Source organism: uncultured Williamsia sp. (assembly GCF_947494875.1).
Taxonomy (GTDB): Bacteria; Actinomycetota; Actinomycetes; order Mycobacteriales; family Mycobacteriaceae; genus Williamsia_A.
In genome coordinates, this window is record NZ_CANLWM010000002.1 from 92,361 (window position 1) to 116,051 (window position 23,691).

At 69.6% G+C, this 23,691-nt stretch carries 21 protein-coding genes and 2 tRNA genes; 9 read left to right on the plus strand and 14 right to left on the minus strand.

The genetic code is table 11. From position 1 onward, the window contains the following. Nucleotides 1-42 precede the first annotated feature (42 nt). Together Q1A98_RS05780 and Q1A98_RS05785 are read left to right on the plus strand one after the other, a co-directional pair. On the plus strand, nucleotides 43-2,223 hold the full coding sequence (locus Q1A98_RS05780) for an RNA degradosome polyphosphate kinase (protein WP_299570782.1): 2,181 nt from the start codon (nucleotides 43-45) through the stop codon (nucleotides 2,221-2,223). 13 nt (nucleotides 2,224-2,236) lie between these two features. Further along, a complete protein-coding gene (locus Q1A98_RS05785) occupies nucleotides 2,237-3,133 on the plus strand; it encodes a bifunctional NUDIX hydrolase/histidine phosphatase family protein (RefSeq protein ID WP_299570784.1) in 897 nt (298 codons plus the stop codon). Nucleotides 3,134-3,219: 86 nt separating this feature from the next. On the opposite strand, the gene Q1A98_RS05790 is transcribed toward Q1A98_RS05785, so the two are convergent. From Q1A98_RS05790 to leuC, 3 genes are all read right to left on the minus strand, one after another. Continuing rightward, nucleotides 3,220-3,885: an HU family DNA-binding protein gene (locus tag Q1A98_RS05790; protein ID WP_299570785.1), complete on the minus strand. Its 666-nt coding sequence runs from the start codon at nucleotides 3,883-3,885 to the stop codon at nucleotides 3,220-3,222. Nucleotides 3,886-4,053: 168 nt separating this feature from the next. Then, nucleotides 4,054-4,641, minus strand: a complete 588-nt coding sequence (leuD, locus tag Q1A98_RS05795) for a 3-isopropylmalate dehydratase small subunit (protein WP_299570788.1) — start codon at nucleotides 4,639-4,641, stop codon at nucleotides 4,054-4,056. Nucleotides 4,642-4,680: 39 nt separating this feature from the next. Next, on the minus strand, nucleotides 4,681-6,126 hold the full coding sequence (gene leuC / locus Q1A98_RS05800; protein WP_299570791.1) for a 3-isopropylmalate dehydratase large subunit: 1,446 nt from the start codon (nucleotides 6,124-6,126) through the stop codon (nucleotides 4,681-4,683). A gap of 85 nt (nucleotides 6,127-6,211) precedes the next feature. On the opposite strand from leuC, the gene Q1A98_RS05805 reads away from it, so the two are divergent. The 3 genes from Q1A98_RS05805 (at nucleotide 6,212) to Q1A98_RS05815 (ending at nucleotide 7,798) form a co-directional block, all read left to right on the plus strand. Beyond that, nucleotides 6,212-6,967: an IclR family transcriptional regulator gene (locus tag Q1A98_RS05805; protein ID WP_299570793.1), complete on the plus strand. Its 756-nt coding sequence runs from the start codon at nucleotides 6,212-6,214 to the stop codon at nucleotides 6,965-6,967. A 44-nt stretch (nucleotides 6,968-7,011) separates the two neighbouring features. Further along, nucleotides 7,012-7,509, plus strand: coding sequence for a PPOX class F420-dependent oxidoreductase (locus tag Q1A98_RS05810; RefSeq protein WP_299570795.1), 498 nt, complete (start codon nucleotides 7,012-7,014; stop codon nucleotides 7,507-7,509). A 103-nt stretch (nucleotides 7,510-7,612) separates the two neighbouring features. Then, entirely contained in the window at nucleotides 7,613-7,798 is a 186-nt protein-coding gene (locus Q1A98_RS05815) for a histone-like nucleoid-structuring protein Lsr2 (protein ID WP_299570798.1), read from the plus strand. Between the two features lie 55 nt (nucleotides 7,799-7,853). Here the strand turns inward: Q1A98_RS05815 and Q1A98_RS05820 are convergent. The 5 genes from Q1A98_RS05820 to Q1A98_RS05840 all read right to left on the minus strand — a co-directional run bounded on the left by Q1A98_RS05820 (nucleotide 7,854) and on the right by Q1A98_RS05840 (nucleotide 11,302). Next, nucleotides 7,854-7,926: transfer RNA gene (locus tag Q1A98_RS05820), tRNA-Glu, on the minus strand. 116 nt (nucleotides 7,927-8,042) lie between these two features. Then, a tRNA-Gln gene (locus tag Q1A98_RS05825) sits at nucleotides 8,043-8,114 on the minus strand. 89 nt (nucleotides 8,115-8,203) lie between these two features. Beyond that, a complete protein-coding gene (gene gltX, locus Q1A98_RS05830; RefSeq protein ID WP_299570801.1) occupies nucleotides 8,204-9,691 on the minus strand; it encodes a glutamate--tRNA ligase in 1,488 nt (495 codons plus the stop codon). 5 nt (nucleotides 9,692-9,696) lie between these two features. After that, complete coding sequence (locus Q1A98_RS05835; protein WP_299570804.1) at nucleotides 9,697-10,527, minus strand: alpha/beta hydrolase; 831 nt, start codon at nucleotides 10,525-10,527, stop codon at nucleotides 9,697-9,699. A 1-nt stretch (nucleotide 10,528) separates the two neighbouring features. Continuing rightward, nucleotides 10,529-11,302, minus strand: a complete 774-nt coding sequence (locus Q1A98_RS05840) for a fumarylacetoacetate hydrolase family protein (RefSeq protein WP_299570806.1) — start codon at nucleotides 11,300-11,302, stop codon at nucleotides 10,529-10,531. Nucleotides 11,303-11,412: 110 nt separating this feature from the next. Here Q1A98_RS05840 and Q1A98_RS05845 point away from each other — a divergent pair, with 110 nt between their 5' ends. After that, nucleotides 11,413-12,699 (plus strand): MFS transporter, encoded by a 1,287-nt coding sequence (locus tag Q1A98_RS05845; protein WP_299570808.1) that lies wholly within the window; start codon nucleotides 11,413-11,415, stop codon nucleotides 12,697-12,699. On the opposite strand, the gene Q1A98_RS05850 is transcribed toward Q1A98_RS05845, so the two are convergent. The 3 genes from Q1A98_RS05850 to serA are packed head-to-tail and all read right to left on the minus strand — an operon-like array spanning nucleotide 12,625 to nucleotide 16,086. Beyond that, the gene (locus Q1A98_RS05850; RefSeq protein ID WP_299570810.1) at nucleotides 12,625-13,455 is read right to left on the minus strand and encodes a class I SAM-dependent methyltransferase; all 831 of its coding nucleotides are present in this window, start codon (nucleotides 13,453-13,455) and stop codon (nucleotides 12,625-12,627) included. The genes Q1A98_RS05845 and Q1A98_RS05850 overlap by 75 nt on opposite strands. A 31-nt stretch (nucleotides 13,456-13,486) precedes the next feature. Further along, nucleotides 13,487-14,494 carry a 3-isopropylmalate dehydrogenase gene (locus Q1A98_RS05855; RefSeq protein WP_299570813.1) on the minus strand — a complete coding sequence of 336 codons (1,008 nt, stop codon included), beginning with the start codon at nucleotides 14,492-14,494 and terminating at the stop codon, nucleotides 13,487-13,489. Continuing rightward, a complete protein-coding gene (serA, locus tag Q1A98_RS05860) occupies nucleotides 14,491-16,086 on the minus strand; it encodes a phosphoglycerate dehydrogenase (protein ID WP_299570816.1) in 1,596 nt (531 codons plus the stop codon). Before serA ends, Q1A98_RS05855 begins: the two co-directional genes overlap by 4 nt. Before the next feature lie 219 nt (nucleotides 16,087-16,305). On the opposite strand from serA, the gene Q1A98_RS05865 reads away from it, so the two are divergent. Further along, nucleotides 16,306-16,965, plus strand: coding sequence for a serine protease (locus tag Q1A98_RS05865; RefSeq protein WP_299570818.1), 660 nt, complete (start codon nucleotides 16,306-16,308; stop codon nucleotides 16,963-16,965). A 484-nt stretch (nucleotides 16,966-17,449) separates the two neighbouring features. Here Q1A98_RS05865 and ilvC read toward each other — a convergent pair whose 3' ends face one another. From ilvC to Q1A98_RS05880, 3 genes are read right to left on the minus strand one after another with little or no spacing between them, the layout of a single operon-like run. After that, nucleotides 17,450-18,451 carry a ketol-acid reductoisomerase gene (gene ilvC, locus Q1A98_RS05870; protein ID WP_299571823.1) on the minus strand — a complete coding sequence of 334 codons (1,002 nt, stop codon included), beginning with the start codon at nucleotides 18,449-18,451 and terminating at the stop codon, nucleotides 17,450-17,452. A gap of 48 nt (nucleotides 18,452-18,499) precedes the next feature. Continuing rightward, the gene (gene ilvN, locus Q1A98_RS05875) at nucleotides 18,500-19,003 is read right to left on the minus strand and encodes an acetolactate synthase small subunit (protein WP_299570821.1); all 504 of its coding nucleotides are present in this window, start codon (nucleotides 19,001-19,003) and stop codon (nucleotides 18,500-18,502) included. Further along, entirely contained in the window at nucleotides 19,000-20,946 is a 1,947-nt protein-coding gene (locus Q1A98_RS05880; RefSeq protein WP_299570823.1) for an acetolactate synthase large subunit, read from the minus strand. Before Q1A98_RS05880 ends, ilvN begins: the two co-directional genes overlap by 4 nt. Nucleotides 20,947-21,211: 265 nt before the next feature. On the opposite strand from Q1A98_RS05880, the gene Q1A98_RS05885 reads away from it, so the two are divergent. Both Q1A98_RS05885 and ilvD read left to right on the plus strand, forming a co-directional pair. Then, the gene (locus tag Q1A98_RS05885) at nucleotides 21,212-21,691 is read left to right on the plus strand and encodes a PH domain-containing protein (protein WP_299570825.1); all 480 of its coding nucleotides are present in this window, start codon (nucleotides 21,212-21,214) and stop codon (nucleotides 21,689-21,691) included. Between the two features lie 132 nt (nucleotides 21,692-21,823). After that, nucleotides 21,824-23,671 (plus strand): dihydroxy-acid dehydratase, encoded by a 1,848-nt coding sequence (ilvD, locus tag Q1A98_RS05890; protein ID WP_299570827.1) that lies wholly within the window; start codon nucleotides 21,824-21,826, stop codon nucleotides 23,669-23,671. Nucleotides 23,672-23,691: the final 20 nt, after the last annotated feature.

Here is a 23,691-nt window from a genome sequence, read left to right on the forward strand (position 1 = left end):
GTGACCCCACGCGGCACCACGGCGATGCGTCATGATGGTGCGGTGAGTTCCACGGAGAGCCAGCAGACCGAGTCCGCGTCCGGTTCGGTGGAGACGACGAGCCTGCCCGTCGCACCACCGGCGGCCACGCTCCTCCCCGACGAGGGCGCGGACCTGCCCGACGATCGCTACCTCAACCGCGAGCTCAGTTGGCTCGACTTCAACTCCCGTGTCCTCGCGCTCGCGGAGGACACCTCGCTGCCCCTGCTGGACCGCGCGAAGTTCCTCGCCATCTTCGCCTCCAACCTCGACGAGTTCTTCATGGTCCGGGTGGCCGGACTCAAGCGGCGCGACGAGACCGGCCTCTCCGTCCGGTCGGCCGATGGCATGTCCCCGCGTGAGCAGCTCGCGCTGATCGCGCGTCGCACGCAGACCATCGCCGAGCGGCATGCACGCGTCTTCCTCGACTCCGTCCGTCCAGCGTTGGCCGACAACAACATCGACATCGTCACCTGGGACGGCCTGTCCGATCCCGAACGCGCCCGGATGGCCGAGTACTTCCACGACGAGGTGTTCCCGGTCCTCACGCCGCTCGCCGTCGACCCCGCGCACCCCTTCCCCTACATCTCCGGGCTGTCGCTGAACCTGGCCGTCACGGTCCGCGACGTCACCGAGGGCGGTGAACACTTCGCCCGGGTCAAGGTGCCCGACAACGTGAGTCGGTTCGTCGAGGTCAACCGTCTGATGCCGGCGGTCGACGGGCCGCCGCGCACCATCCTGCTGCCCATGGAGACGCTCATCGCGGCGAACCTCGACCACCTCTTCCCGGGGATGGAGATCGTCGAGCACCACGTCTTCCGGATCACCCGCAACGCCGATTTCGAGGTGGAGGAGGACCGGGACGAGGATCTCCTGCAGGCTCTCGAACGCGAACTGGCACGACGACGTTTCGGGTCGCCGGTACGCCTCGAGGTCGCCGACGACATGAGCGAGCACATGCTCGAACTGCTGCTGCGCGAACTCGACGTGAACCCCGCCGACGTCATCGAGGTGCCGGGACTCCTCGACCTGTCCTGCCTGTTCCAGGTCTTCGCCCTCGACCGCCCGCTGCTCAAGGACCGCCCGTTCGTGCCGGCGACGCACCCGGCATTCGGCGAGCGCGAGACGCCGAAGTCGGTGTTCGCGACGCTGCGCGAGGGCGACGTGCTGGTCCACCACCCCTACGACTCGTTCTCCACCAGCGTTCAACGGTTCATCGAGCAGGCGGCGTCGGACCCGCAGGTCCTCGCGATCAAGCAGACGCTGTACCGGACCTCCGGTGACTCGCCGATCGTCAACGCGCTCATCGACGCGGCCGAGGCGGGCAAGCAGGTCGTCGCACTCGTGGAGATCAAGGCGCGCTTCGACGAGCAGGCCAACATCAAGTGGGCGAGGCAGTTGGAACAGGCCGGCGTGCACGTCGTCTACGGTCTCGTCGGACTCAAGACCCATTGCAAGACATGCCTCGTCGTGCGACGTGAGGGCTCGACGATCCGCCGGTACTGCCACATCGGCACGGGCAACTACAACCCCAAGACCGCGCGGCTGTACGAGGACGTGGGCCTGCTCACCGCCGCCCCCGACATCGGCGCCGATCTGACGGACCTGTTCAACACGCTCACCGGCTACTCCCGCAAGCAGGAGTACCGAAACCTGCTCGTGGCGCCGCACGGCGTGCGTGCGGGCATCGTCGCGCGCATCCACGCCGAGATCGAGCGCCACGCAGCCGGCGACGACCGCGCGCGGATCCGCTTGAAGGCCAACGCGCTCGTCGACGAGCAGGTGATCGACGCGCTGTACCGCGCCTCGCAGGCGGGCGTACCGGTCGAGGTGGTGGTACGCGGGATCTGCGCGCTGCGTCCGGGCATGCCCGGCGTCAGCGAGAACATCACCGTGCGCTCGATCCTCGGGCAGTTCCTCGAGCACTCACGGATCCTGCATTTCGGCGCGCTCGACGAGTACTGGATCGGGTCGGCGGACATGATGCACCGCAACCTCGATCGGCGGATCGAGGTGATGGCACAGGTGAAGGACCAGCGGCTCACGCGCGAACTGGGTGACATCTTCGCGTCCGCGCTCGACCCGACCACCCGGTGTTGGGTCCTGGAGTCGAGTGGCAGCTGGACGGCCTCACCCGCCGCCGGCGAGGACGTGCGCGACCATCAGCAGCAGCTGATGCGTCGGCACCACAGCAGGGCCGACTAGGCCGACCGCGGTGATGGCAGCACAGAAGCGGACCGTGTACGCCGCAGGCGGTGTCGTCTGGCGGCCCACCCACGGCGGTGGCGGGGTCGAGATCGCTCTCATCCACCGACCGCGGTACGACGACTGGACCCTGCCCAAGGGCAAGCGGGAGTCCGGTGAGAACCTCGTCGCCACCGCGGTGCGGGAGATCGCCGAGGAGACCGGCAGTTCCACGCGGCTCGGGCGTCGCGTGGCGACCGTCGGGTACGAGGTGCCCGCCGGACGCAAGGTCGTGCACTACTGGTCGGCACGGTGGTGCGGCGGCGAGTTCACGGTCAACGAGGAGGTCGACCGACTCCGCTGGATGTCCCCCGCCGATGCCGCCGGCGGCCTGAGCTACAAGGCCGATCGGAAGGTGCTCGCGGAGTTCACCCGTCTCCCCGCGGATCTGCACACGGTCCTCGTCGTCCGCCACGCCAAGGCGGGGCGCGCGTCACGATACCGAGGCGACGACCGACTGCGCCCGTTGGAGCGGGTGGGTCGGCTGCAGGCGGAGAAGATCGTCGACCAGGCAGTGGCTTTCGGCGCCCGGTACGTGCACTCCGCGGACCGCACCCGCTGCATGCAGACGGTGGAACCGCTCGCTCGCGAACTCGGCACCGCGATCACCGTCGAACGCGCGCTGTCCGAGGAGGCCTATCGGGCCGACCCCGCGCCCGCGCTCGCCCGGATACGTGAGATCGCCGCGCTCGACGACGTCCACGTCGTCTGCAGCCAGGGCAAGGTGATCCCGGGCCTCATGCAGGCCTGGGCCGGCTCCGACGGGATCTCGTTGCCCCGGGCGCGCAACCGCAAGGCCAGCATGTGGGTCGTGTCGATGCTCGACGGCAGGATGGTCGCCGCCGACCACGTCGACAGCCCCCTGCGCTGAGGCGGACCCGGACAGACGACGACCCCCGGACGGTGGGAAGTCCCGTCCGGGGGTCGTCGATGTCGTGCGTTCGCCCGTGAGGCGCGTCAGCGCTTGCGGGCCGGAGCCTTCTTGGCGGCAGCCTTCTTCACCGGCGCGGTCTTCTTGGCGACCGTCTTCTTCGCCGCGGTGGCCTTCTTCGCGGGCGCGCTCTTCTTCGCCGCGGTGGTGGTCTTCTTGGCCGCCGCCGTGGTCTTCTTCGCCGGCGTGGTCTTCTTGACCGCGGTCGCCGTCTTCTTCGCTGCGGCCGTGGTCTTCTTGGCCGCCGCCGTGGTCTTCTTCGCCGGCGTCGTCTTCTTGGCCGCCGTGGCGGTCTTCTTCGCTGCCGCGGTGGTCTTCTTGGCCGCGGTGGTGGCCTTCTTGGCCGCGGTCTTCGTCGGCGTGGCGGTGGCGCTGCTGCCGCGCTTCACGGCCGGGCCGGTCGCGCTGAGCTTCTGCTTGCCGGCGACGACGGCCTTGAACTGGGCACCCGGGCGGAACGCCGGGACGGACGTCGGACGGACCTTCACGGTCTCGCCGGTGCGCGGGTTACGGGCGACGCGAGCGGCGCGCTTGCGCTTCTCGAACACACCGAAACCGGTGATCGTCACGCTCTCACCCTTGTTCACCGCGCGAACGATCGTGTCCACCACGTGCTCGACGGCATCGGTCGCCGTCCGCCTGTCGGTGTCCAACTTCTTCGTCAGCTCTTCTATGAGCTCTGCCTTGTTCATGGATCAACCTCCGCAAGCTGGTGGCCCACGTTGAGCCAGCTACAGCACACGGTAAACGTCGTGGTGGCAAACTTCCATGACCCGCGCACGAAATTCCGGGCGTGGCGCGGTGTTTCTGGTACCCGGATCCTAGAATCCGCCCCCCACAGGGGTTGTCGGGACCCCGGCCTACAGGGTCGCCGGCTTCCAGGCCGGACGGGTCGCCTCGAACTCGGAAATGGCCTCTACCTGCCGCAACGTCAACCCGATGTCGTCGAGACCCTCCATCAGACGCCACCGCGTGTAGTCGTCAATGCCGAAGCGCACCACCAGGTCACCGACGGTCACGGTCCGATCCTCAAGACTGACCGTGATTTCCGTCCCCGGAGCCTCCTCGAGGCGTTTCCAGATCAGTTCGACGTCGGACTGCTCGACCTCCGCGGCCACCAGACCGGCCTTCCCGGCGTTGCCGCGGAAGATGTCAGCGAAGCGTGACGAGATCACCACGCGGAACCCGAAGTCCGACAGGGCCCACACGGCGTGCTCGCGGGAGGACCCGGTGCCGAAGTCCGGACCGGCCACCAAGACCGAGCCGCGCGACCACGGTTCGTTGTTGAGGATGAAGTCGGGGTCGTTGCGCCACGCGGCGAACAGCCCGTCCTCGAAGCCGGTCCGGGTGACCCGCTTGAGGTAGACGGCAGGGATGATCTGGTCGGTGTCGACGTTGCTGCGGCGCAGCGGCACGCCGATCCCCGTGTGGTCGATGAACGGTTCCATTGCGGTGCCTTCCGGTACTGGGTGGTCGGGGCTCAGGTGTCAGCGCGCGAGATCCGCAGGGGCGGCGAGCCGTCCCCGGACCGCGGTCGCCGCCGCGACGGCCGGGGAGACGAGGTGGGTGCGGCCACCCTTGCCCTGCCGTCCCTCGAAATTGCGGTTCGACGTGGAGGCGCACCGCTCACCGGGTGCGAGCTGATCGGGGTTCATGCCCAGGCACATCGAGCACCCGGCCTGCCGCCACTCCGCGCCCGCCGCCCGGAACACCGCGTCGAGACCCTCGTCCTCGGCCTGCTTCTTCACCCGCATCGAGCCGGGCACCACCAACATCCGGACGCCCTCGGCGACTCGTCGGCCCTCGAGCACTCCGGCCGCGGCCCGCAGGTCCTCGATCCGTCCGTTGGTGCACGAGCCCAGGAACACCGCGTCGACAGCGACGTCCCGCAGCGGCGTGCCGGGCGTGAGATCCATGTACGCCAGTGCCTTCTCGGCCGACTGCGCACGGGTCTCGTCGGCCATCTCGGCGGGGTCCGGGACCGTGTCGCCCAGCGGCGCACCCTGGCCGGGGTTGGTTCCCCAGGTCACGAACGGGGTGAGCGCGCTCGCGTCGATGTGCACCTCGGTGTCGTACCGGGCGCCCGGATCGGTCCGGAGCGAATCCCAGTGCGCCACCGCCGCGTCCCACTCGGCACCCGTCGGGGCGTGCGGGCGGCCCTGCAGGTAGTCGTACGTGGTCTGGTCGGGTGCGATCATCCCGGCGCGGGCTCCGGCCTCGATCGACATGTTGCAGATGGTCATCCGCGCCTCCATCGACAACTTCTCGATGGCGCTGCCGCGGTACTCGAGCACGTGCCCCTGCCCGCCCCCCGTCCCGATCTTCGCGATGATCGCGAGGATCAGGTCCTTGCTCGTGACACCCTCGGGGAGTTCACCGTCGACGGTGATCGCCATGGTCTTGAAGGGCCGCAACGACAACGTCTGCGTGGCCAGCACGTGCTCGACCTCGGAGGTGCCGATGCCCATCGCGATCGCACCGAACGCGCCGTGGGTGGAGGTGTGACTGTCGCCGCACACGATCGTCATGCCCGGCTGCGTGAGCCCGAGCTGCGGCCCGATGATGTGGACGATCCCCTGCTCGGCATCCCCCATGGGGTGCAACCGGATCCCGAACTCCTCGCAGTTGCGGCGGAGCGTCTCGACCTGGGTCCGCGAGACGGGGTCGGCGATCGGCTTGTCGATGTCGACGGTCGGGACGTTGTGGTCCTCGGTCGCGATCGTGAGATCCGGCCTGCGCACCGGCCTCCCGGCCAGGCGGAGTCCCTCGAACGCCTGCGGGCTGGTCACCTCGTGGACGAGGTGGAGGTCGATGTAGATGAGGTCCGGGTCGCGTTGCCCGCTGGCGTCGGCCTCGCCGGCACGCACGACGTGCTCGTCCCAGACCTTCTCGGCCAGCGTCCGCGGAGCGGTGGTCGTCCCTGCTGTGCTCATCTGCGTTCCCCACATCTCGACGTCTGTCCCGGATCGTCCGGCCCGAATTCGGGCGTTTCAGCATGCGGGACGCTAGTATCGGCCTATGGGACATCCTAGCGCACCCCCGGCCGCCTCCGTGGCCGCGTCGGAGATGACGGTGAGCGGCGTCGGCGTCCTCGACAAGTCGGTCGCCGTGTTGTGGGCGATCGCCGAGCGGCCACGGAACCTGGCCGAACTCTGTTCGTACACCGGGCTGCCACGGGCCACGGCACACCGACTCGCCATGGGGCTGGAGACACACCGCCTGCTCACCCGCGACGGTGCGGGCCGCTGGTGCCCGGGCCCGGCTCTCGCGGAGCTCGCGGCCGGCGCGGGCGACGCCGTCCGAGACGCGGCACTGATGGTGCTGCCGCGACTGCGCGAGATCACCGGCGAGTCCGTCCAGCTGTACCGACGCGAAGGCGCGCAACGGGTCTGCGTCGCGGCGATGGAACCACCGACCGGCCTGCGGGACACCGTGCCGGTGGGATCACGTCTGCCCATGACCGCCGGCTCCGGCGCGAAGGTCCTGCTCGCATGGGCCGATCCCGCCACGCAGCGCACGCTTCTCCCGGAGAGTGCCTTCACAGACAGGTCTCTCGTCGACATCCGTCGGCGCGGGTGGGCACAGAGTGCAGGCGAACGTGAACCGGGCGTGGCCAGTGTGTCGGCACCCGTCCGCGACGCCACCGGGGACGTCGTCGCCGCGATCTCGGTGTCCGGACCGATCGACCGGATGGGTCGTCGCCCTGGTGCGCGGTGGGCGGCCGACCTGCTCGCCGCCGCCGACGCGATCCACGCGCGTCTCGTCCACGGATGACCGGGGCGTAAGTTCGGCGACGAGTCGACCGAGGAGGCCCCGACGTGGGAACCAACCAGCGTGCACAGATCGTCATGGACGACGACGAGATCGAGGAGTTCCTGCGGCGCAGCCGGACCGCGACGCTGGCGACGCGCGGCCGTGAGGGATCGATCCACCTGGTCGCCATGTGGTATGCCCTGCTCGACGGGGAGATCTGGTTCGAGACGAAGGCGAAGTCACAGAAGGCGGTCAACATCCGGCGTGATCCCGCGGTCTCGGTGATGGTCGAGGACGGACTCACCTACGACCGCCTGCGTGGCGTCGCCGTCGAGGGCACCGCCGAGATCGTCGAAGACCCCGATTCCCTGCTCCGCGTCGGGATCAGCGTGTGGGAGCGGTACAACGGCGAGTACACCGACGAGGTCCGCCCGTTCGTGGACCAGATGATGCACAAGCGCGTCGCCGTGCGGGTCGTCCCGACGCGTGTGCGGAGCTGGGACCACGCGAAGTTGGGCCTGCCCGAGATGCCGATCGCGGGGAGCACCGCAGCGTTCCTCTGAACAGCCGACAATGCGTGCATGTGGTGCGAACGTCGTACTGCACGCACGCCCGAGCCTCGGTAACGTCACGCCCGATCATCGATTCGAGGGGGTTGGCAGAGCCGTGGGACACATCGACGAGGTCGGCGAGGCGCGCGAGGCACGAGCGCAGGACGAGACCATCCACTACGGGTTCGACGGTACGGAGTACGCCCTGACCGTCGACGCCGACGAGGCGGCCCGGTTCCGCGCGGAGATGGAACCGTACCTGCGGGCATCGCGCCCGGTGCGAGCGCGCCGCGCCGGCTGACCCGCCCCGTCAGACGACTCGAGCCCCCCGACGGTGTCGGGGGGCTCGTGCGTTGTAGCCCCGACGGGATTCGAACCCGCGCTACCGCCTTGAGAGGGCGGCGTCCTAGGCCGCTAGACGACGGGGCCAGGAACTTCAGTTCTGTGCTGCTCGGCTCGGCGGGGATGACCCCCCGCCGGGCTCCGAGAAGCCTATCGGCGCGACCCGACCGGACCAAATCTGGCCGATCGGAACTCGCGCGACGCTGGGGTACCAGGACTCGAACCTAGAATGGCGGTACCAGAAACCGCTGTGTTGCCAATTACACCATACCCCAATGGATGCTCTCCTCGGCCGACCTGCGACCGCGAAAAGCGCCGAGAAGCAGGATAGCAAGGGCGTACACCCTGACCACAAATCGCCTGTTCAGGCCGTGTTCTCGCAGTGGTCGCGCCGTGCCGCGGCGAGGCGGGCCAGGGCGCTGTCGCGGCCGAGCAGCTCGAGGGACTCGAACAGCGGCGGACTGATGTGCGACCCGGTCACGGCGACCCGGATGGGGCCGAACGCCTTGCGCGGCTTGAGATCGAGGCCGTCGACCACGGCCTCCTTCAGCGCCGCCTCGATCGCCTCGGTGGTCCAGTCCCCGACCGACTCCAGGGCGCGGGTGGCGGCGTCGAGCACCGGCGCCGCGTCGGCTCCGAGGTTCTTGCGCGCCGCGGTCTCGTCGATCCGCAGGTCCGCGTCGTCGGTGTAGAGGAACGCGATGAGGCCCCATGCGTCTCCGAGCACCTGGATGCGCGTCTGCACGAGGTCGGCGACGGTGGCGAACGCGGTGTCGTCGACCGTCGCCGGCAGCAGGCCCGCGTCGTCGAGGAACGTCCGTAGCCGCCGGGCGAAGTCGGTGGGGTCGAGGCGCCGGATGTGCTCGGCGTTGATCGCCTCCGCCTTCTTCTCGTCGAAGCGGGCGGGGTTCGCGTTGACGGAGCGGATCTCGAACGCGGCGATCATCTCCTCGAGCGAGAAGACGTCGTGGTCGTCGGCGATGCCCCAGCCCAGGAGGGCGAGGTAGTTGAGCAGACCCTCGGGGATGAAGCCGCGGTCGCGGTGGTGGAACAGACTCGACTGCGGATCGCGCTTCGAGAGCTTCTTGTTGCCCTCCCCCATGACGAACGGCAGGTGGCCGAACTGTGGCACCGCGTCCGCGCGGCCGATCCGGATGAGCGCCTCGTAGAGCGCGATCTGGCGCGGCGTGGACGACAGGAGGTCCTCGCCCCGCAGCACGTGGGTGATCTTCATCGCCGCGTCGTCGACCGGGTTCACGAGTGTGTACAGGGGACGCCCGTCCCCCCGGGTCAGGGCGAAATCGGGCACGGTGCCCGCGCGGGCGGTCTGGGGCCCGCGCACGAGGTCGTCGAAGGTGATGTCGCGGTCGGGCATCCGGAGCCGGATCACCGCCGTTCGGCCCTCGGCGCGGTACCGCTCGCGATCGGCGTCGGTGAGGTCGCGGTCGACGTTGTCGTAGCCGAGCTTCGGGTCGCGGCCGGCGGCACGGTGACGTGCCTCCACCTCCTCTGCGGTCGAGAACGCCTCGTACGCCTCACCGGCGGCGAGCAGCTCGGCGACGACCTCGCGGTGCAGGTCCGCGCGCTCGGACTGGCGATAGGGCGCGTAGGGCCCACCCACTTCCGGCCCCTCGTCCCAGTTCAGCCCCAGCCATCGGAGGGCGTCGAGGATCGCCTCGTAGGACTCCTGCGAGTCGCGCGCGGCGTCGGTGTCCTCGATGCGGAAGACGAAGTCCCCGCCCGTGTGTCGCGCGTGGACGAAGTTGAACAGCGCCGTGCGCACCAGTCCGACGTGCGGGGTGCCGGTCGGGGACGGACAGAAGCGGACGCGGACGTGGGACGGTGCGGACATGCCCGTCAGGCTATCGCCCGCCCCAAGAAGTCGATGAGGAGCCGGTTCACCTCGTCGGGCTGCTCGAGATAGCCGTAGTGTCCGGCCCTCGCGACCTCGCGGTACTCCGCGGTGGGGATCGCCTCGGCGACCTCGCGGGCGAGATGCGGCGGCAGAGTGCGGTCATCGGCGAAACCGATCACCATCGTCGGACGCGAGATCGACCGGTACGCCGAGAGTCGGTCGGCCTCGTGGTCGTGCAATTGCATCTGTGCACGCACACCGCGTGCGCGCGTCTGCCCGGAGAACTCGATGATGTCGAGCCAGTCCCGTGCCGCGGCGTCGTCGACGAGGGTGTGCGGTGAGAGGTTCAGGTGTGCCGTGATCGCGGCGGAATAGGCCTCCGGGAGGACGATGCCCTTGTCGAACATCTCCCGCTCCCCCGCCGATATCGCCTCCTGGACAGGGGTGCTGCGGCCGTAGGTCGCGATCAGCGCCGCGCAACGGACGAGGTCCGGGCGGGCGAGCGTCAGCTCCTGGGTGATGCGGGCGCCGAGTGAGGTCCCCACCACCGCAGCCGGTCCCGCGCCGAGGTGCTCGATCAACGCGGCCGTGTCGGCGACCATGTCGTCGAGGGTGAAGCCCTCGGGACACTCGCTGGAGGGCGCGATGCCGCGGTTGTCGAAGGTGACGACGCGATGTCCGGCGCGGACGAGTGCGGGTTGCTGGTGCGCCTTCCACACCCGGCCCGGGCTGCCCGTGCCCATCACCATCACGACGAGCGGACCCGATCCCGCGTCCTCGTAGGAGATCGAGATCCCGTTGACGGACGCGGTTCTCGGTGGCGTCGGCGGCATGTCAGTTCCGGTCGACGACGGGGTTGGTGAGGGTGCCGATGCCCTCGACGACGACGGAGACCTCCTGCCCCGCCGTCATCGGTCCGACGCCCTCCGGGGTCCCGGTCAGCAGGACGTCGCCGGGCAGCAGCGTCATGATCGAGGAGATCCACTCCACGATCGCGCCGATGTCGTGGACCATCAGCGACGTGCGACTGCGTTGCACGACGGCGCCGTCGAGCTCGGTGCGGATCTCGAGGTCGGACGGGTCGATCTCGGTCTCGATCCACGGGCCGAGCGGGCAGAACGAGTCGAATCCCTTGCCCCGGGTCCACTGTCCGTCGGCCTGTTGCAGGTCGCGGGCGGTGACGTCGTTGGCGACGGTGTAGCCGAGGATGGCGCTGCGGGCCTGCGCGGCCGGGACGTCCTTGCACGGCCGACCGATGACCGCGGCCAGCTCACCCTCGTAGTCGACGCGAGACGAACTCGGCGGACGGACGATCGGGACGCGGGGCCCGACGATCGAGGTGTTCGGCTTGATGAAGATGACGGGGTCGTCGGGCGCCTCGCCCCCCATCTCGGCGATGTGCGCTGCGTAGTTCTTGCCGATGCAGACCACCTTGCTGGCCAGGATCGGCGCCAACAGGCGGACGTCGGAGAGCGGCCACGACCGCCCTGTGAAGGTCGGCGTTCCGAAGGGGTGTTCGGCGATCTCCTTCGCCCGGGCGTCCCCGTCGTCACCCTCGATGGCCACGAAAGCCACGCCGTCCGGACTCGCGATTCGTCCCAGTCGCATGACCCGACCCTATCCCACCGGTCGGGACGCGCGGTCGCGGGCGGTCACCAGACGGTACTACTATCTGAAACCACTGTCCCACTGATTGAGACCCAACCCAGGAGGCGGACATGGAACCCTCGTCGGCGACACCGACGGTCGGCGCGGTGCGGCGCTGGGCCATGCTCGTCGCCTCGGTCCTCGCCGCGATGGCCACGACATGCGCGGTGTCCGGCGCGGGCTTCCTGATCCCCACGCTGCACACCGACGAGGGCCTCTCCATCGCGGCCGCGTCCACTCTGGCGACGGCACCGACGGTCGGACTGATGGTCTCGATCATCCCCTGGGGCGCAGCCCTCGACCGGTTCGGGGAACGACGGATCCTGGTGCTGTCGTTGACGCTCACCGTGCTGGCGACGGCCGCGGCGGTGGCGGTGGCCGCCGCGGGAGTCGGGTATGTCGCCCTCGCGGCGACGTTGGTCGCCGGAGGCGTGGTGTCGGCCGCGACGAACGGCGCCAGCGGCCGGATCGTCGTCGGCTGGTTCCCCCCGCGCTCCCGTGGGACGGCGATGGGGGTCCGACAGACGGCGCAGCCGTTGGGGATCGGACTGTGCGCGTTGAGCATCCCGGTGCTCGGCGCCGACCACGGGATCACCGCAGGCCTCGTCGTACCCCTCGTCGCCGCGGTGGTGGCGCTCCTCGCGGTGGCCGTCTGCGTCGTCGACCCACCGCGCGCCACCGCCACCCCGGGCTCGGTTGCCGCGGGCGAGAACCCCTATCGCACATCGTCGTTCCTCCCCCGGGTGCACGCCGTGAGCGTCCTGCTCGTGATCCCGCAGTCGACGCTGTGGACGTTCTCGTCGGCGTGGCTGATCGTGGGACACCACTGGTCGCCGGCGGCGTCGGGCGTGGTGGTCACCGCGGCCCAGTTCCTCGGCGCCGCGGGCCGCGTCGCCGCAGGCCGCTGGTCCGACGTCTGGGGATCGCGGATGCGACCGATCCGGGTGATCGCGCTCGCGGCGGCGGCCATGTCGCTGCTGTTGGCCCTCACCGACTGGCTGTCGAGTCCCGTGGCCGTCGTGCTCATGGTGGTGGCCACCGTCGTCACCGTCGCCGACAACGGGTTGGCGTTCACCGGCATCGCCGAGTACGCGGGCCCACGGTGGAGTGGTCGCGCCCTCGCGGTGCAGAACACGGGGCAATTCCTCGCCACCGCAGCGACGACCCCCGCGCTCGGCGCGGCGATCGGGGCGTTCGGGTTCCCGGCGGCGTTCCTGGCGATGGCGATCGCCCCGGCCATCGCTCTGCCGCTCGTCCCGTCGGACCCGCCGGGTGCCTTCGCGTCAGGTGGCGGTCGACGCGACGACGATGTGGCCGCCACCGGCGTCCCCGGCGGGCGGGAGTCCCAGCAGCCGTGAGCGGATGGCGGGTCGGTCGAGGTCGTCGATCGTGACGAACCCGGCGCCGGTGAGGATCTCGCGCATGTCCTCCGGAGGCAGGGGGTCGGTCAACGGCTCCCCGACGGCGGCGACCCTCCTCTCGAGCGACGTCACACGGTCGAGGTCGACGGGGTCGGGGGTCGAGATCAGCGGCGCGCGGTAGTCGGCGACGACCTCACAGGACAGGGATCCGAGCGCACCCAGGGTCGCGGCGACCGACCGCCGCGTGAGGTAGGGGATCACACCGAGCCACATCGCGACGACAGGCCTGTGCGTGTCGACGCCGGCCGTGCTGAGCGCGCCGACGAGGTCGTCGTGATCGAAGTCGACCCCGAGGTGGCGGACGTGGCCCGGGACGTCGATCCCCGCCTCATGCAGTCGTTCTCGCTTCCAGGTGCCGGTCGCGGGGTGGTCGACCTCGACCACCGTGACGCCGGGGTGATCCATGCGGTAGGCGAAGGTGTCGAGGCCGGCGCCGAGGACCACCACCTGATCGACGCCGCCGGCGATGGCGGCGTGCACGCGATCCTCGGCGCAGCGGTGTCGCGCCGCGATGAACCACCGCAGCGCACGATGGGCGTCGTCACCGACACCGGCCAGGATCGCGTGCCTGTCGACGCCGAGGATCCGCCACGCGAGAGGGTCGCGGAACACCGCCGCACCATCGAGGTCCTGGTGCAGCGCTCGATGGCGCGCCGCACCGAACGCCGTGTGACTGGGCTGTCCGTCTCGCACGGCCGTCAGGGTAGCCGCGTGACCGGTGGCTCTACAGCCGTGCGCGGATCCGGGTTCCCGTGTCGGCGGTGCTCACAGGACCGGTGCGCTCGGCGAGGTCGGCCGCGACCGCCTGCTCGACGCGCTCCGCGGCCGCCGTGTCACCGAGGTGGCGCAGCAGCAGCGCCACCGACAGGATCGCGGCCGTCGGGTCCGCCTTCCCCTGTCCCGCGATGTCCGGCGCGGAACCGTGCACCGGCTCGAACATCGAGGGGTTGGTGCCGGTGGCGTCGATGTTCCCCGACGCCGCCAGCCCGATCCCACCGCTGACCGCGGCCGCGATGTCGGTGATGATGTCGCCGAACAGGTTGTCGGTGACGATCACGTCGAACCGTCCGGGATCGGTGACCATGTGGATGGTGGCCGCGTCGACGTGGCAGTAATCCGTTGTCACGTCGGGGTATTCGCGTGCGACCTCGTCGACGGTGCGCTGCCACAGCGACCCCGCGTAGGCCAACACGTTCGTCTTGTGGACCAGTGTCAGCTTCTTGCGGCGGACCTGTGCGCGTTCGAAGGCGTAGCGCACCACGCGCTCCACCCCGAACCGGGTGTTCAGGCTCACCTCGGTGGCCACCTCGTGTGGGGTGCCGGTCCGGATGGCGCCTCCGTTGCCGGTGTACGGCCCCTCTGTTCCCTCGCGCACCACCACGAAGTCGATCGACGGGTCTCCCGCGAGCGGGACGGGCACATTCGGGTAGCGCACGCTCGGGCGCAGGTTCACGTGGTGGTCGAGCGCGAAGCGCATCGTGAGCAGCAGACCGCGTTCGAGGACTCCCGACGGCACGGACGGATCGCCGATGGCGCCCAACAGGATCGCGTCGTGCTCGCGGATCGACGCGAGGTCGCTGTCGGTCAGCAGTTCGCCCGTGCGGTGGTAGCGACGCGCCCCAAGGTCGTACTCGGTCGTCTCGACGCCGTCGACGACGACGTCGAGCACCTGCAGCGCCTCACCGATGACCTCGGGTCCGATGCCGTCGCCGGCGATGACGGCGAGTCTCACGTCAGGTCCACCTGACGGATCAGGGTCGCGGACACGGCCTCGCCGATGGCGTCGACGACGGCGGAGGGGATCTCGCGGTCGACGCGCAGCAGCACGGTCGCACCGCCGCCCTCGGCGTCCTGCGACAGCCCCGCCGCGGCGATGTCGATGCCGGCGTTGCCGAGCAGTGTGCCGATCTTTCCCAGCGATCCCGGCTTGTCGCCGTAGCTGACGACCAGGTTGCGGCCCTCGGCGCGCAGGTCGAAGTTGCGGCCGTTGATGTTGACGACCTTCTCCACCTCGGCCGGTCCGCTGAGGGTGCCGGCGACGTTGACCGTCGACCCGTCCCCGAAGACGGCCTTCACGTCGACGAGGCTGCGGTGGTTCGGGCTCTCGGTGGCCGTGACGACCTCGCTGCTGACGCCGCGCTCCTGGGCGACGGTCGGCGCGTTGACGAAGGTCACCGGGTCCTCGAGCACCGCGGAGAACAGACCGCGCAGGGCGGACAGTCCGAGGACGTCGACGTTGCGGACGGCGAGTTCGCCGCGGGCCTCGACCGTGATCGAGGTCGGGATCTGACCGGAGACCGCGCCGACGAGCACACCGAGCTTGCGGACCAGTTCCAGCCAGCCGCCGACCTCCTCGTCGACCGGGCCGCCGGTGATGTTGACGGCGTCGGGGACGAAGTGTCCGGCGAGCGCGAGGCGGACGCTCTTGGCGACATCGGTTCCGGCGCGGTCCTGCGCCTCCGACGTCGACGCGCCGAGGTGCGGGGTCACGACGACCTCCGGCAGCTCGAAGAGGGGGCTGTCGGTGCACGGTTCGGTGGCGAACACGTCGAGTCCCGCGCCACGGACCTGACCCGACTTGATGGCGTCGGCGAGTGCGGCCTCGTCGATGAGCCCGCCGCGGGCGGCGTTGACGAGGATGACGCCCTTCTTCGTGCGGGCGAGCTGCTCGGCCCCGATCATTCCCAGGGTCTCCGGGGTCTTCGGGAGGTGCACGGTGACGAGGTCGGCGCGCTCCAGGAGTTCGTCGAGCGACACGAGCTCGATGCCGAGCTGCGCGGCCCGCGCCGGGGAGACATAGGGGTCGTAGGCGATGATCTGCGTCTCGAACGCCGCGAGGCGCGCCGCGACGAGCTGGCCGATACGGCCGAGGCCGACCACACCGATGGTCTTGCCGAAGATCTCGACGCCGTTGAAGCTCGACCGCTTCCACTCGTGGTTGCGCAGCGTCGCGTCGGCCGCAGGGATCTGGCGGGCCGCGGCGAACATCAGGGAGATGGCGTGCTCGGCGGCCGTGTGGATGTTCGACGTCGGCGCGTTGACGACCATGACGCCGCGCTCGGTGGCCGCGGGCACGTCGACGTTGTCGAGGCCGACGCCGGCGCGGGCGACGATCTTCAGCTTCGGAGCCGCGGCGAGCACCTCGGCGTCGACCGTGGTCGCCGAGCGGACGAGGATCGCGTCGGCGTCGGTGACCGCGGCGAGCAGCGCCGGGCGATCGGGACCGTCGACCCAGCGGACCTCCACGTCGTCGCCGAGTGCCTCCACCGTCGACGGTGCGAGTTTGTCGGCGATCAGGACGACTGGTCGACCGGAAGTGCTCACGCGGGGTTCTCCTGTGGATGTCGGTGCTGTGGGGCCCGGGCGGACGCCCCGCTCAGCTTAGAGGTGACGGATTCGACGCCGACACGCGAGCATCCTGCGGCGAGCAGGTACCGGACCGGTCACGAAGTGGCGGTGTGACGACGGTTACGGATACATTGCCCCTGACCCCGTGTAGGACGGGTGTTCGACGCTGGGCCGGGGACGAGAGTGGGAGCACCCATGGAGAAGAAGTTGGCAGCACTGCTTGCCGTCGTGGCGGCAGCGCTGCTGTCCATGGTGGGAATCGGGACGGCCTCCGCCGCACCGACCATCCCGCTGGGCGGGGGTTCCGGGATCATCATCCCGACCTCGGGCAACTCCGGTGACGCCTGCACGTTGACCACCATCGGCAACGACAGCGCGGGACGCCTGGTCGGCCTCACGGCCGGGCACTGCGGAAACGTCGGCCAGCTGGTCTACTCGGAGCGCTTCGGCAACCAGGGCCCGGCGGGCCGGATCATCGTGAAGAACTCCGAACTCGACTTCGCGGTCATCGCGTTCGACCGATCGAAGGTCGCCCCGCTGCGCACGGTCGGGAACGTGACGATCCGCTCCATCCAGACCGCCGCACCGCAGTTCCCGTCGATCCTGTGCAAGACCGGACGCACCACCGGGTCGACCTGCGGTGTGACGTTCTTCTCCGACAACGTCTCCCACTTCAGCGCGGTCTGCGTCGCCGAGGGCGACTCCGGCAGCCCCGTCGTGATCGGTGACCGTCTCATCGGCATGGTGAACGCCTACTACTTCACCGCCTGCATCGGCCCCGAGACCGGTTCCAACATCGGCCCGATCCTCGCCGCCATGAGCCGCGCCGGCGTGAACAACTTCCGTCCGATCTGATCGCCTGACAGCTCGCGACGAGAGCCCCCACCGGATCCGGTGGGGGCTCTCGTCGTCTCCGGGAGCGAGATCCCGCCTGAACATGGGCGTTTCGCCCGCCGGATGTGTCGGGTGACATCGACACGCGGTGGCGAGCCGGCGACTCCGCGAGCGAAGCCTCGAGGACTTGCACGGTCGAATGCCCTTCGCACGCACACGTGCCGTTCGCATGCCCCCGGCGCCCTGCGAACGACGCGACGACATGCGAACAGCACGACGGCACGCGAACGCGCGGACCCACCGAGACTCTCCCGAGTCAGAGAGGGCCTTTCGTACACAGCGGCGACTTCCGCCCGCTCGGCGAACATTTTCTGCCCGCTCGGCAAGGGGTTTCGGCCCGCTCGGCGGCTGGTTTCGGCCCACTCGGCGGGGTGCCCGACAACGCACGAGAGCCCCCGTCGACGATGCGACGGGGGCTCTCGGTACGAGCAGAGTGCCTTCTGCGTCAGGCGGTCTCGGTGATGGGCCGGTCGACCCAGCTCATCAGGTCGCGAAGCTTCTTGCCGGTGACCTCGATGGGGTGTTCGGCGTTCTTGGCGCGCAGCGACTCGAGCTCCTTGTTGCCGCCCTCGACGTTGGCGACGAGGCGCTTGACGAAGGTGCCGTCCTGGATGTCCTTGAGGATCCCGCGCATCCGGTCCTTGGTGCCGTCGTCGATGACGCGCGGCCCCGACAGGTATCCGCCGAACTCGGCGGTGTCGGAGACGGAGTAGTTCATGCGGGCGATGCCACCCTCGTACATGAGGTCGACGATGAGCTTCAGCTCGTGCAGCACCTCGAAGTAGGCCATCTCGGGGGCGTAGCCCGCCTCGACCATGACCTCGAAGCCGATCTTCACGAGCTCCTCGGTGCCGCCGCACAGCACGGCCTGCTCACCGAAGAGATCGGTCTCGGTCTCCTCCTTGAAGGTGGTCTTGATGACGCCGGCGCGGGCACCACCGATGGCGGCGGCGTAGCTCAGCGCGAGCGCCTCTCCCTCACCCTTCGGGTCCTGCTCGACGGCGATCAGACAGGGCACGCCCTTGCCGTCGACGAACTGGCGACGCACCAGATGGCCGGGACCCTTGGGCGCGACCATGCCGACGGTGATCTGCGCGTCGGGCTTGATGAGACCGAAGTGGATGTTCAGACCGTGGCCGAAGAACAGCGCGTTGCCGTCCTCGAGGTTCGGGGCGATCTCGTCGGTGAAGATCTGTGCCTGCGAGGTGTCGGGCGCGAGCAGCATGATCACGTCCGCCCACTTGGCGGCCTCCGCGGCCGACATGACCTTGAGGCCCTGCTCGGACGCCTTCTCTCGCGACGCGCTTCCCTCACGCAGACCCACGGCGACGTCGACGCCGGAGTCACGCAGGCTCAACGAGTGCGCGTGTCCCTGGCTGCCGTATCCGATCACAGCGACCTTGCGGCCCTGGATGATCGACAGATCGGCGTCGTCGTCGTAGAACATCTCGACTGCCACTGCTACTTCCCTTCGGTTCTTCGAATCGTCTGCGTCTCAGCGGGTGGCCGAGATGCTCTTGGGTCCACGCCCGAGCGCGACCGCGCCGGACTGTGCGATCTCGCGGATACCGTACGGATCGAGCATCCGCAGCAGCGCCTCGAGCTTGTCCGTCGTCCCGGTCGCCTCGATGGTGACCGACTCGGTGGACACGTCGATGACCTTCGCGCGGAACAGGTCCACGATCCCGGTCACCTCGGTGCGCGTCGACGCGTCGGCGCGCACCTTGATCATCATCAGCTCCCGCGACACCGAGGACTCCGGGTCCTGCTCGACGATCTTGATGACGTTGATGAGCTTGTTCAGCTGCTTGGTCACCTGCTCGAGCGGGAAGTCCTGCACGGAGACCAGGATCGTCATCCGGGAGACGCCCTTGAGCTCGGTCGGACCGACCGCGAGGGACTCGATGTTGAAGCCGCGCCGCGAGAACAACGACGACACGCGGGCGAGGACGCCGGGACGGTCCTCGACGAGAACGCTCAGGGTGTGGGTGGTCTTCACAGCGACTCTCCTCCGGACGTCGTGGCGGCTCCCCCGGTGGTCGGGATGGCCGGGTCGGCGACGGCGTTGACGTCGATCGACTCCGCGGCCGACTCGTCGTCGTCGAACAGCGGACGGATCCCCTTGGCCGCCATGATCTCGTCGTTGCCCGTACCCGCGGCCACCATGGGCCACACCTGGGCGTCGGCACCGACGATGAAGTCGATGACGACGGGGCGGTCGTTGATCGCCCGCGCCTGCGCGATGACGTCGTCGACGTCGGCCTCGTTCTCACACCGGAACGCCGCGCACCCCAGGGCCTCTGCCAACTTCACGAAGTCGGGGATGCGCCGCGAGTGCGTCGCGAGGTCGGTGCTGGAGTACCGCTCGTCGTAGAACAGCGTCTGCCACTGGCGGACCATGCCGAGGTTGCCGTTGTTGATCAGCGCGACCTTGATCGGGATGCCCTCGATCGCGCAGGTCGCCAACTCCTGGTTGGTCATCTGGAAGCAACCGTCACCGTCGATCGCCCAGACCTCTTTCTCCGGGGCGGCCATCTTGGCCCCCATGGCCGCCGGGACGGCGTAACCCATGGTCCCCAGGCCGCCGGAGTTGAGCCAGGTGCGCGGCTTCTCGTAGGAGATGAACTGTGCCGCCCACATCTGATGCTGTCCGACGCCGGCGCAGTAGACCGCGTCGGGGCCACCGGCCTTGCCGACCGAGGAGATGACGAACTCCGGCGACATCGACCCGTCGGACGGACGGTCGTAGCTCAGCGGATAGGTGCGGCGGATGCCGTCGAGGTAGGACCACCACTCCGTGAGATCGGCCGAGCGGTTGCTCGTCGCGCGCTCGTCGCGGATCGCCTCGATGAGCTCGACGATCACCGCGCGGCAGTCGCCGACGATCGGGACGTCGGCGTGCCGGTTCTTCCCGATCTCGGCGGGGTCGATGTCGGCGTGGATCACCTTGGCGTCCGGGGCGAACGACGACAGCTGACCGGTGACGCGGTCGTCGAACCGGGCACCGAGCGTGATGAGCAGGTCGCTGCGCTGCAGACCGGCGACCGCCGCGACGGTTCCGTGCATGCCCGGCATGCCGAGGTGCTGCTGATGGCTGTCGGGGAACGCGCCGCGCGCCATCAGCGTGGTGACGACCGGGATCCCGGTGAGCTCGGCCAGCTCCAGCAGTTCCTCCGACGCCTCCGCCTTGATGACACCGCCACCGACGTAGAGGACGGGCTGCTTCGCCGCCGCGATGAGGCGTGCCGCCTCGCGGACCTGCTTGCCGTGGGGTTTGGTCACCGGCCGGTAGCCCGGCAGGTCGATCTGCGGCGGCCACGAGAACGTCGTCTGCGCCTGGAGCACGTCCTTCGGGATGTCGACGAGGACGACGCCCGGGCGTCCGCTCTCGGCGATGTAGAAGGCCTCCGCCATCACCTGGGCGATCTCCGCCCCCGACGTGACGAGGAAGTTGTGCTTGGTGACCGGCATCGTGATGCCGGTGATGTCGGCCTCCTGGAAGGCGTCCGTCCCGATCAGTGCGCGGCCGACCTGCCCGGTGATCGCGACGACGGGGACGGAGTCCATCTGCGCGTCTGCGAGCGGGGTGATCAGGTTGGTCGCACCCGGACCGGAGGTGGCCATGCAGACACCGGCACGGCCGGTGATCTGGGCGTATCCGGTGGCGGCGTGGCCGGCGCCCTGCTCATGACGGACCAGGACGTGGCGGACCTTCTGCGAGTCCAGCAGTGGGTCGTACACGGGCAACACGGCCCCACCGGGGAGACCGAACACGACCTCGACACCGAGCTCCTCGAGGCTGCGGACCACGGCCTTCGCTCCGCTGACGCGCTCGGGCGCCACCGTGGCGGCACCGATCGTGCGGGGACGGGCGGACGGGGAGGGCTTCGCCGACGGACGGTCGGCGGAGGTGTCCGCAGGCCGAGTTGCTGGTGCGCTCACTGCACTTTCCTCTGCTGGTCAAGGAGTCGAGAACGAGGTGTCGGGCAACAAAAAACCCCCGACAGCCGGTGGCTGTGCGAGGGTGGCGCGTCTGCTTCGTGAGGTCTCGTCGAAACCCGGTCAGGCGATGACGCGCCGGCCGAGTACGAGAATGTCACGAAGGATCACGTGGGCAAAGGTAGGTCTGCGCACGTGTGCGAGTCAACTTGCTGGTCAGCGCGTCCCACATCCTGGGAAAGCCGCCCGCGGATGCCACAATCGGTTCGTGTCGACACCCGATCACGAGACCGCTCCCGACGACGCCACGACGGCTCCGTCGCAGGTCACCGCGTCGATCGCGGTGTTCCGGATCGGCGGGCTCGCCTACTTCGGTCCGCTGATGATGATGGTGACCGCGCTGATCCTCGCCGGGACGTCGCTGGTCTACCTGGGCTGGACCCTCGTCGTCCCGCTCGTCGTCGCCTACTGGATGTACCGCATCCGCACGGTGGCCGACGCCGACGGCGTGCGCGCGGTCGGGACCTTCCGGACGAGGACGTTCACGTGGGCGGACCTGCGTGGACTGTCGTTCCCCCGCTGGGGTTCGGTGCGGGCCGAACTGACCGACTCCTCGCGCGTCCGACTCCCCGCGGTGTCGTTCCGCGACCTCCCGCGACTGTCCGCGGTGAGCGGCGGGCGCATCCCCGACCCCTACGCCGCCGGGAACGCCACCGAGGCCGCCTCGTCGGACAGCCCCGGCACCTGACCCACTCGTCCGTCGCGCGCCATGACCCTGACCGCGTGGTCTCAGGGCGGCGTACGCTGACCCCCGGCCTCCGCGGCCGTCATCGCGCGTCGCGATCGGCCCCGCATCCCACCATCTGATCGAGGTGTCCCCATGCCGCCGTTGAGATCCCGCACCACCACTCACGGACGCAACGCCTCCGGCGCCCGCTCACTGTGGCGCGCCACGGGCATGACCGACGACGACTTCGGCAAGCCCATCGTGGCGATCGCCAACTCCTACACCCAGTTCGTCCCCGGCCACGTCCACCTCAAGGACGTCGGTGAGATCGTCGCCGAGGCCGTCCGCGCCGCCGGCGGTGTCCCGCGCGAGTTCCACACCATCGCCGTCGACGACGGGATCGCGATGGGCCACGACGGCATGCTCTACTCGCTGCCCAGCCGCGAGATCATCAGCGACAGCGTCGAATACATGGTGAACGCGCACACCGCCGACGCACTGGTGTGCATCTCGAACTGCGACAAGATCACCCCGGGCATGCTCAATGCCGCGATGCGCCTGAACATCCCGACGGTGTTCGTCTCCGGCGGACCGATGGAGGCCGGCAAGTCGGTCGCCGTCGACGGTGTCGTGCACCCGTCGTCGGACCTCATCACCACGATCTCCGCGTCGGCGAACGACGCGGTCGACGACGAGGCCCTCGCCGAGGTCGAACGGTCCGCCTGCCCGACGTGTGGCTCGTGCTCGGGCATGTTCACCGCGAACTCGATGAACTGCCTCACCGAGGCGCTGGGACTGGCGTTGCCGGGCAACGGGTCGACGCTGGCGACCCACGAGGCCCGTCGCGCGCTGTTCTCCCGCGCGGGCGAGGTCGTCGTCGACGCCGCCACCCGCTGGTACCGCGACGACGACGCGAGCGTGCTGCCGCGGAACATCGCCACCGCCACCGCCTTCCGCAACGCGATGGCCCTCGACGTCGCGATGGGCGGGTCGACGAACACCGTCCTGCACATCCTCGCGGCGGCGCAGGAGGGTGAGGTCGCCGACTTCGACCTGTCGGTCATCGACGAGATCAGCCGTCGGGTGCCGTGTCTGGCGAAGGTCTCACCGAACTCCGACTACCACATGGAGGACGTGCACCGGGCCGGTGGCATCCCCGCCATCCTGGGCGAACTCCGGCGAGCGGGCCTCCTCGACGACACCGCGAGCACCGTCCACTCCCCCACGCTCGGAGACTTCCTCGACGACTGGGACATCCGCGGTGGTTCCGCCACCGCGGACGCGCTCGACCTGTTCCACGCGGCACCGGGCGGCGTCCGCACCACGACGCCGTTCTCGACCGCCAACCGGTGGAGCTCGCTCGACACCGACGCATCCACCGGGTGCATCCGAGACCTCGAGCACGCCTACACCGCCGAGGGCGGACTGTGCGTACTCACCGGCAACCTCGCCGTCGACGGCGCCGTCCTCAAGACCGCGGGGATCGACGAGGACCTCTGGCACTTCGAGGGTCCCGCGCGGGTCGTCGAGAGCCAGGAGGCGGCCGTCCAGGTCATCCTGAGCAAGACCATCCAGGCCGGCGAGGTGCTCGTCGTCCGCTATGAGGGCCCGTCGGGCGGACCCGGGATGCAGGAGATGCTGCACCCCACCGCGTTCATGAAGGGCACCGGGATGGGCAAGAAATGCGCCCTCGTGACCGACGGACGGTTCTCCGGTGGCTCGTCGGGCCTGTCGATCGGTCACGTCTCGCCCGAGGCCGCCGCCGGCGGCGACATCGCCCTCGTCGAGGACGGCGACCCGATCGTCATCGACGTGAAGACCCGTCGGCTCGAGATCCTCGTCGACGACGAGGTGCTGGCCGAGCGTCGCGCCAAGATGGAGGCCTCCGAACGGCCGTGGCAGCCGCGGGAACATCGCGAGCGGAAGGTCACCACCGCCCTGCGGGCCTACGCGAAGCTGGCGACGTCGGCCGACCGGGGAGCCGTCCGCAGGGTCGACTGACGCCGCCGCGTCGTCACGAG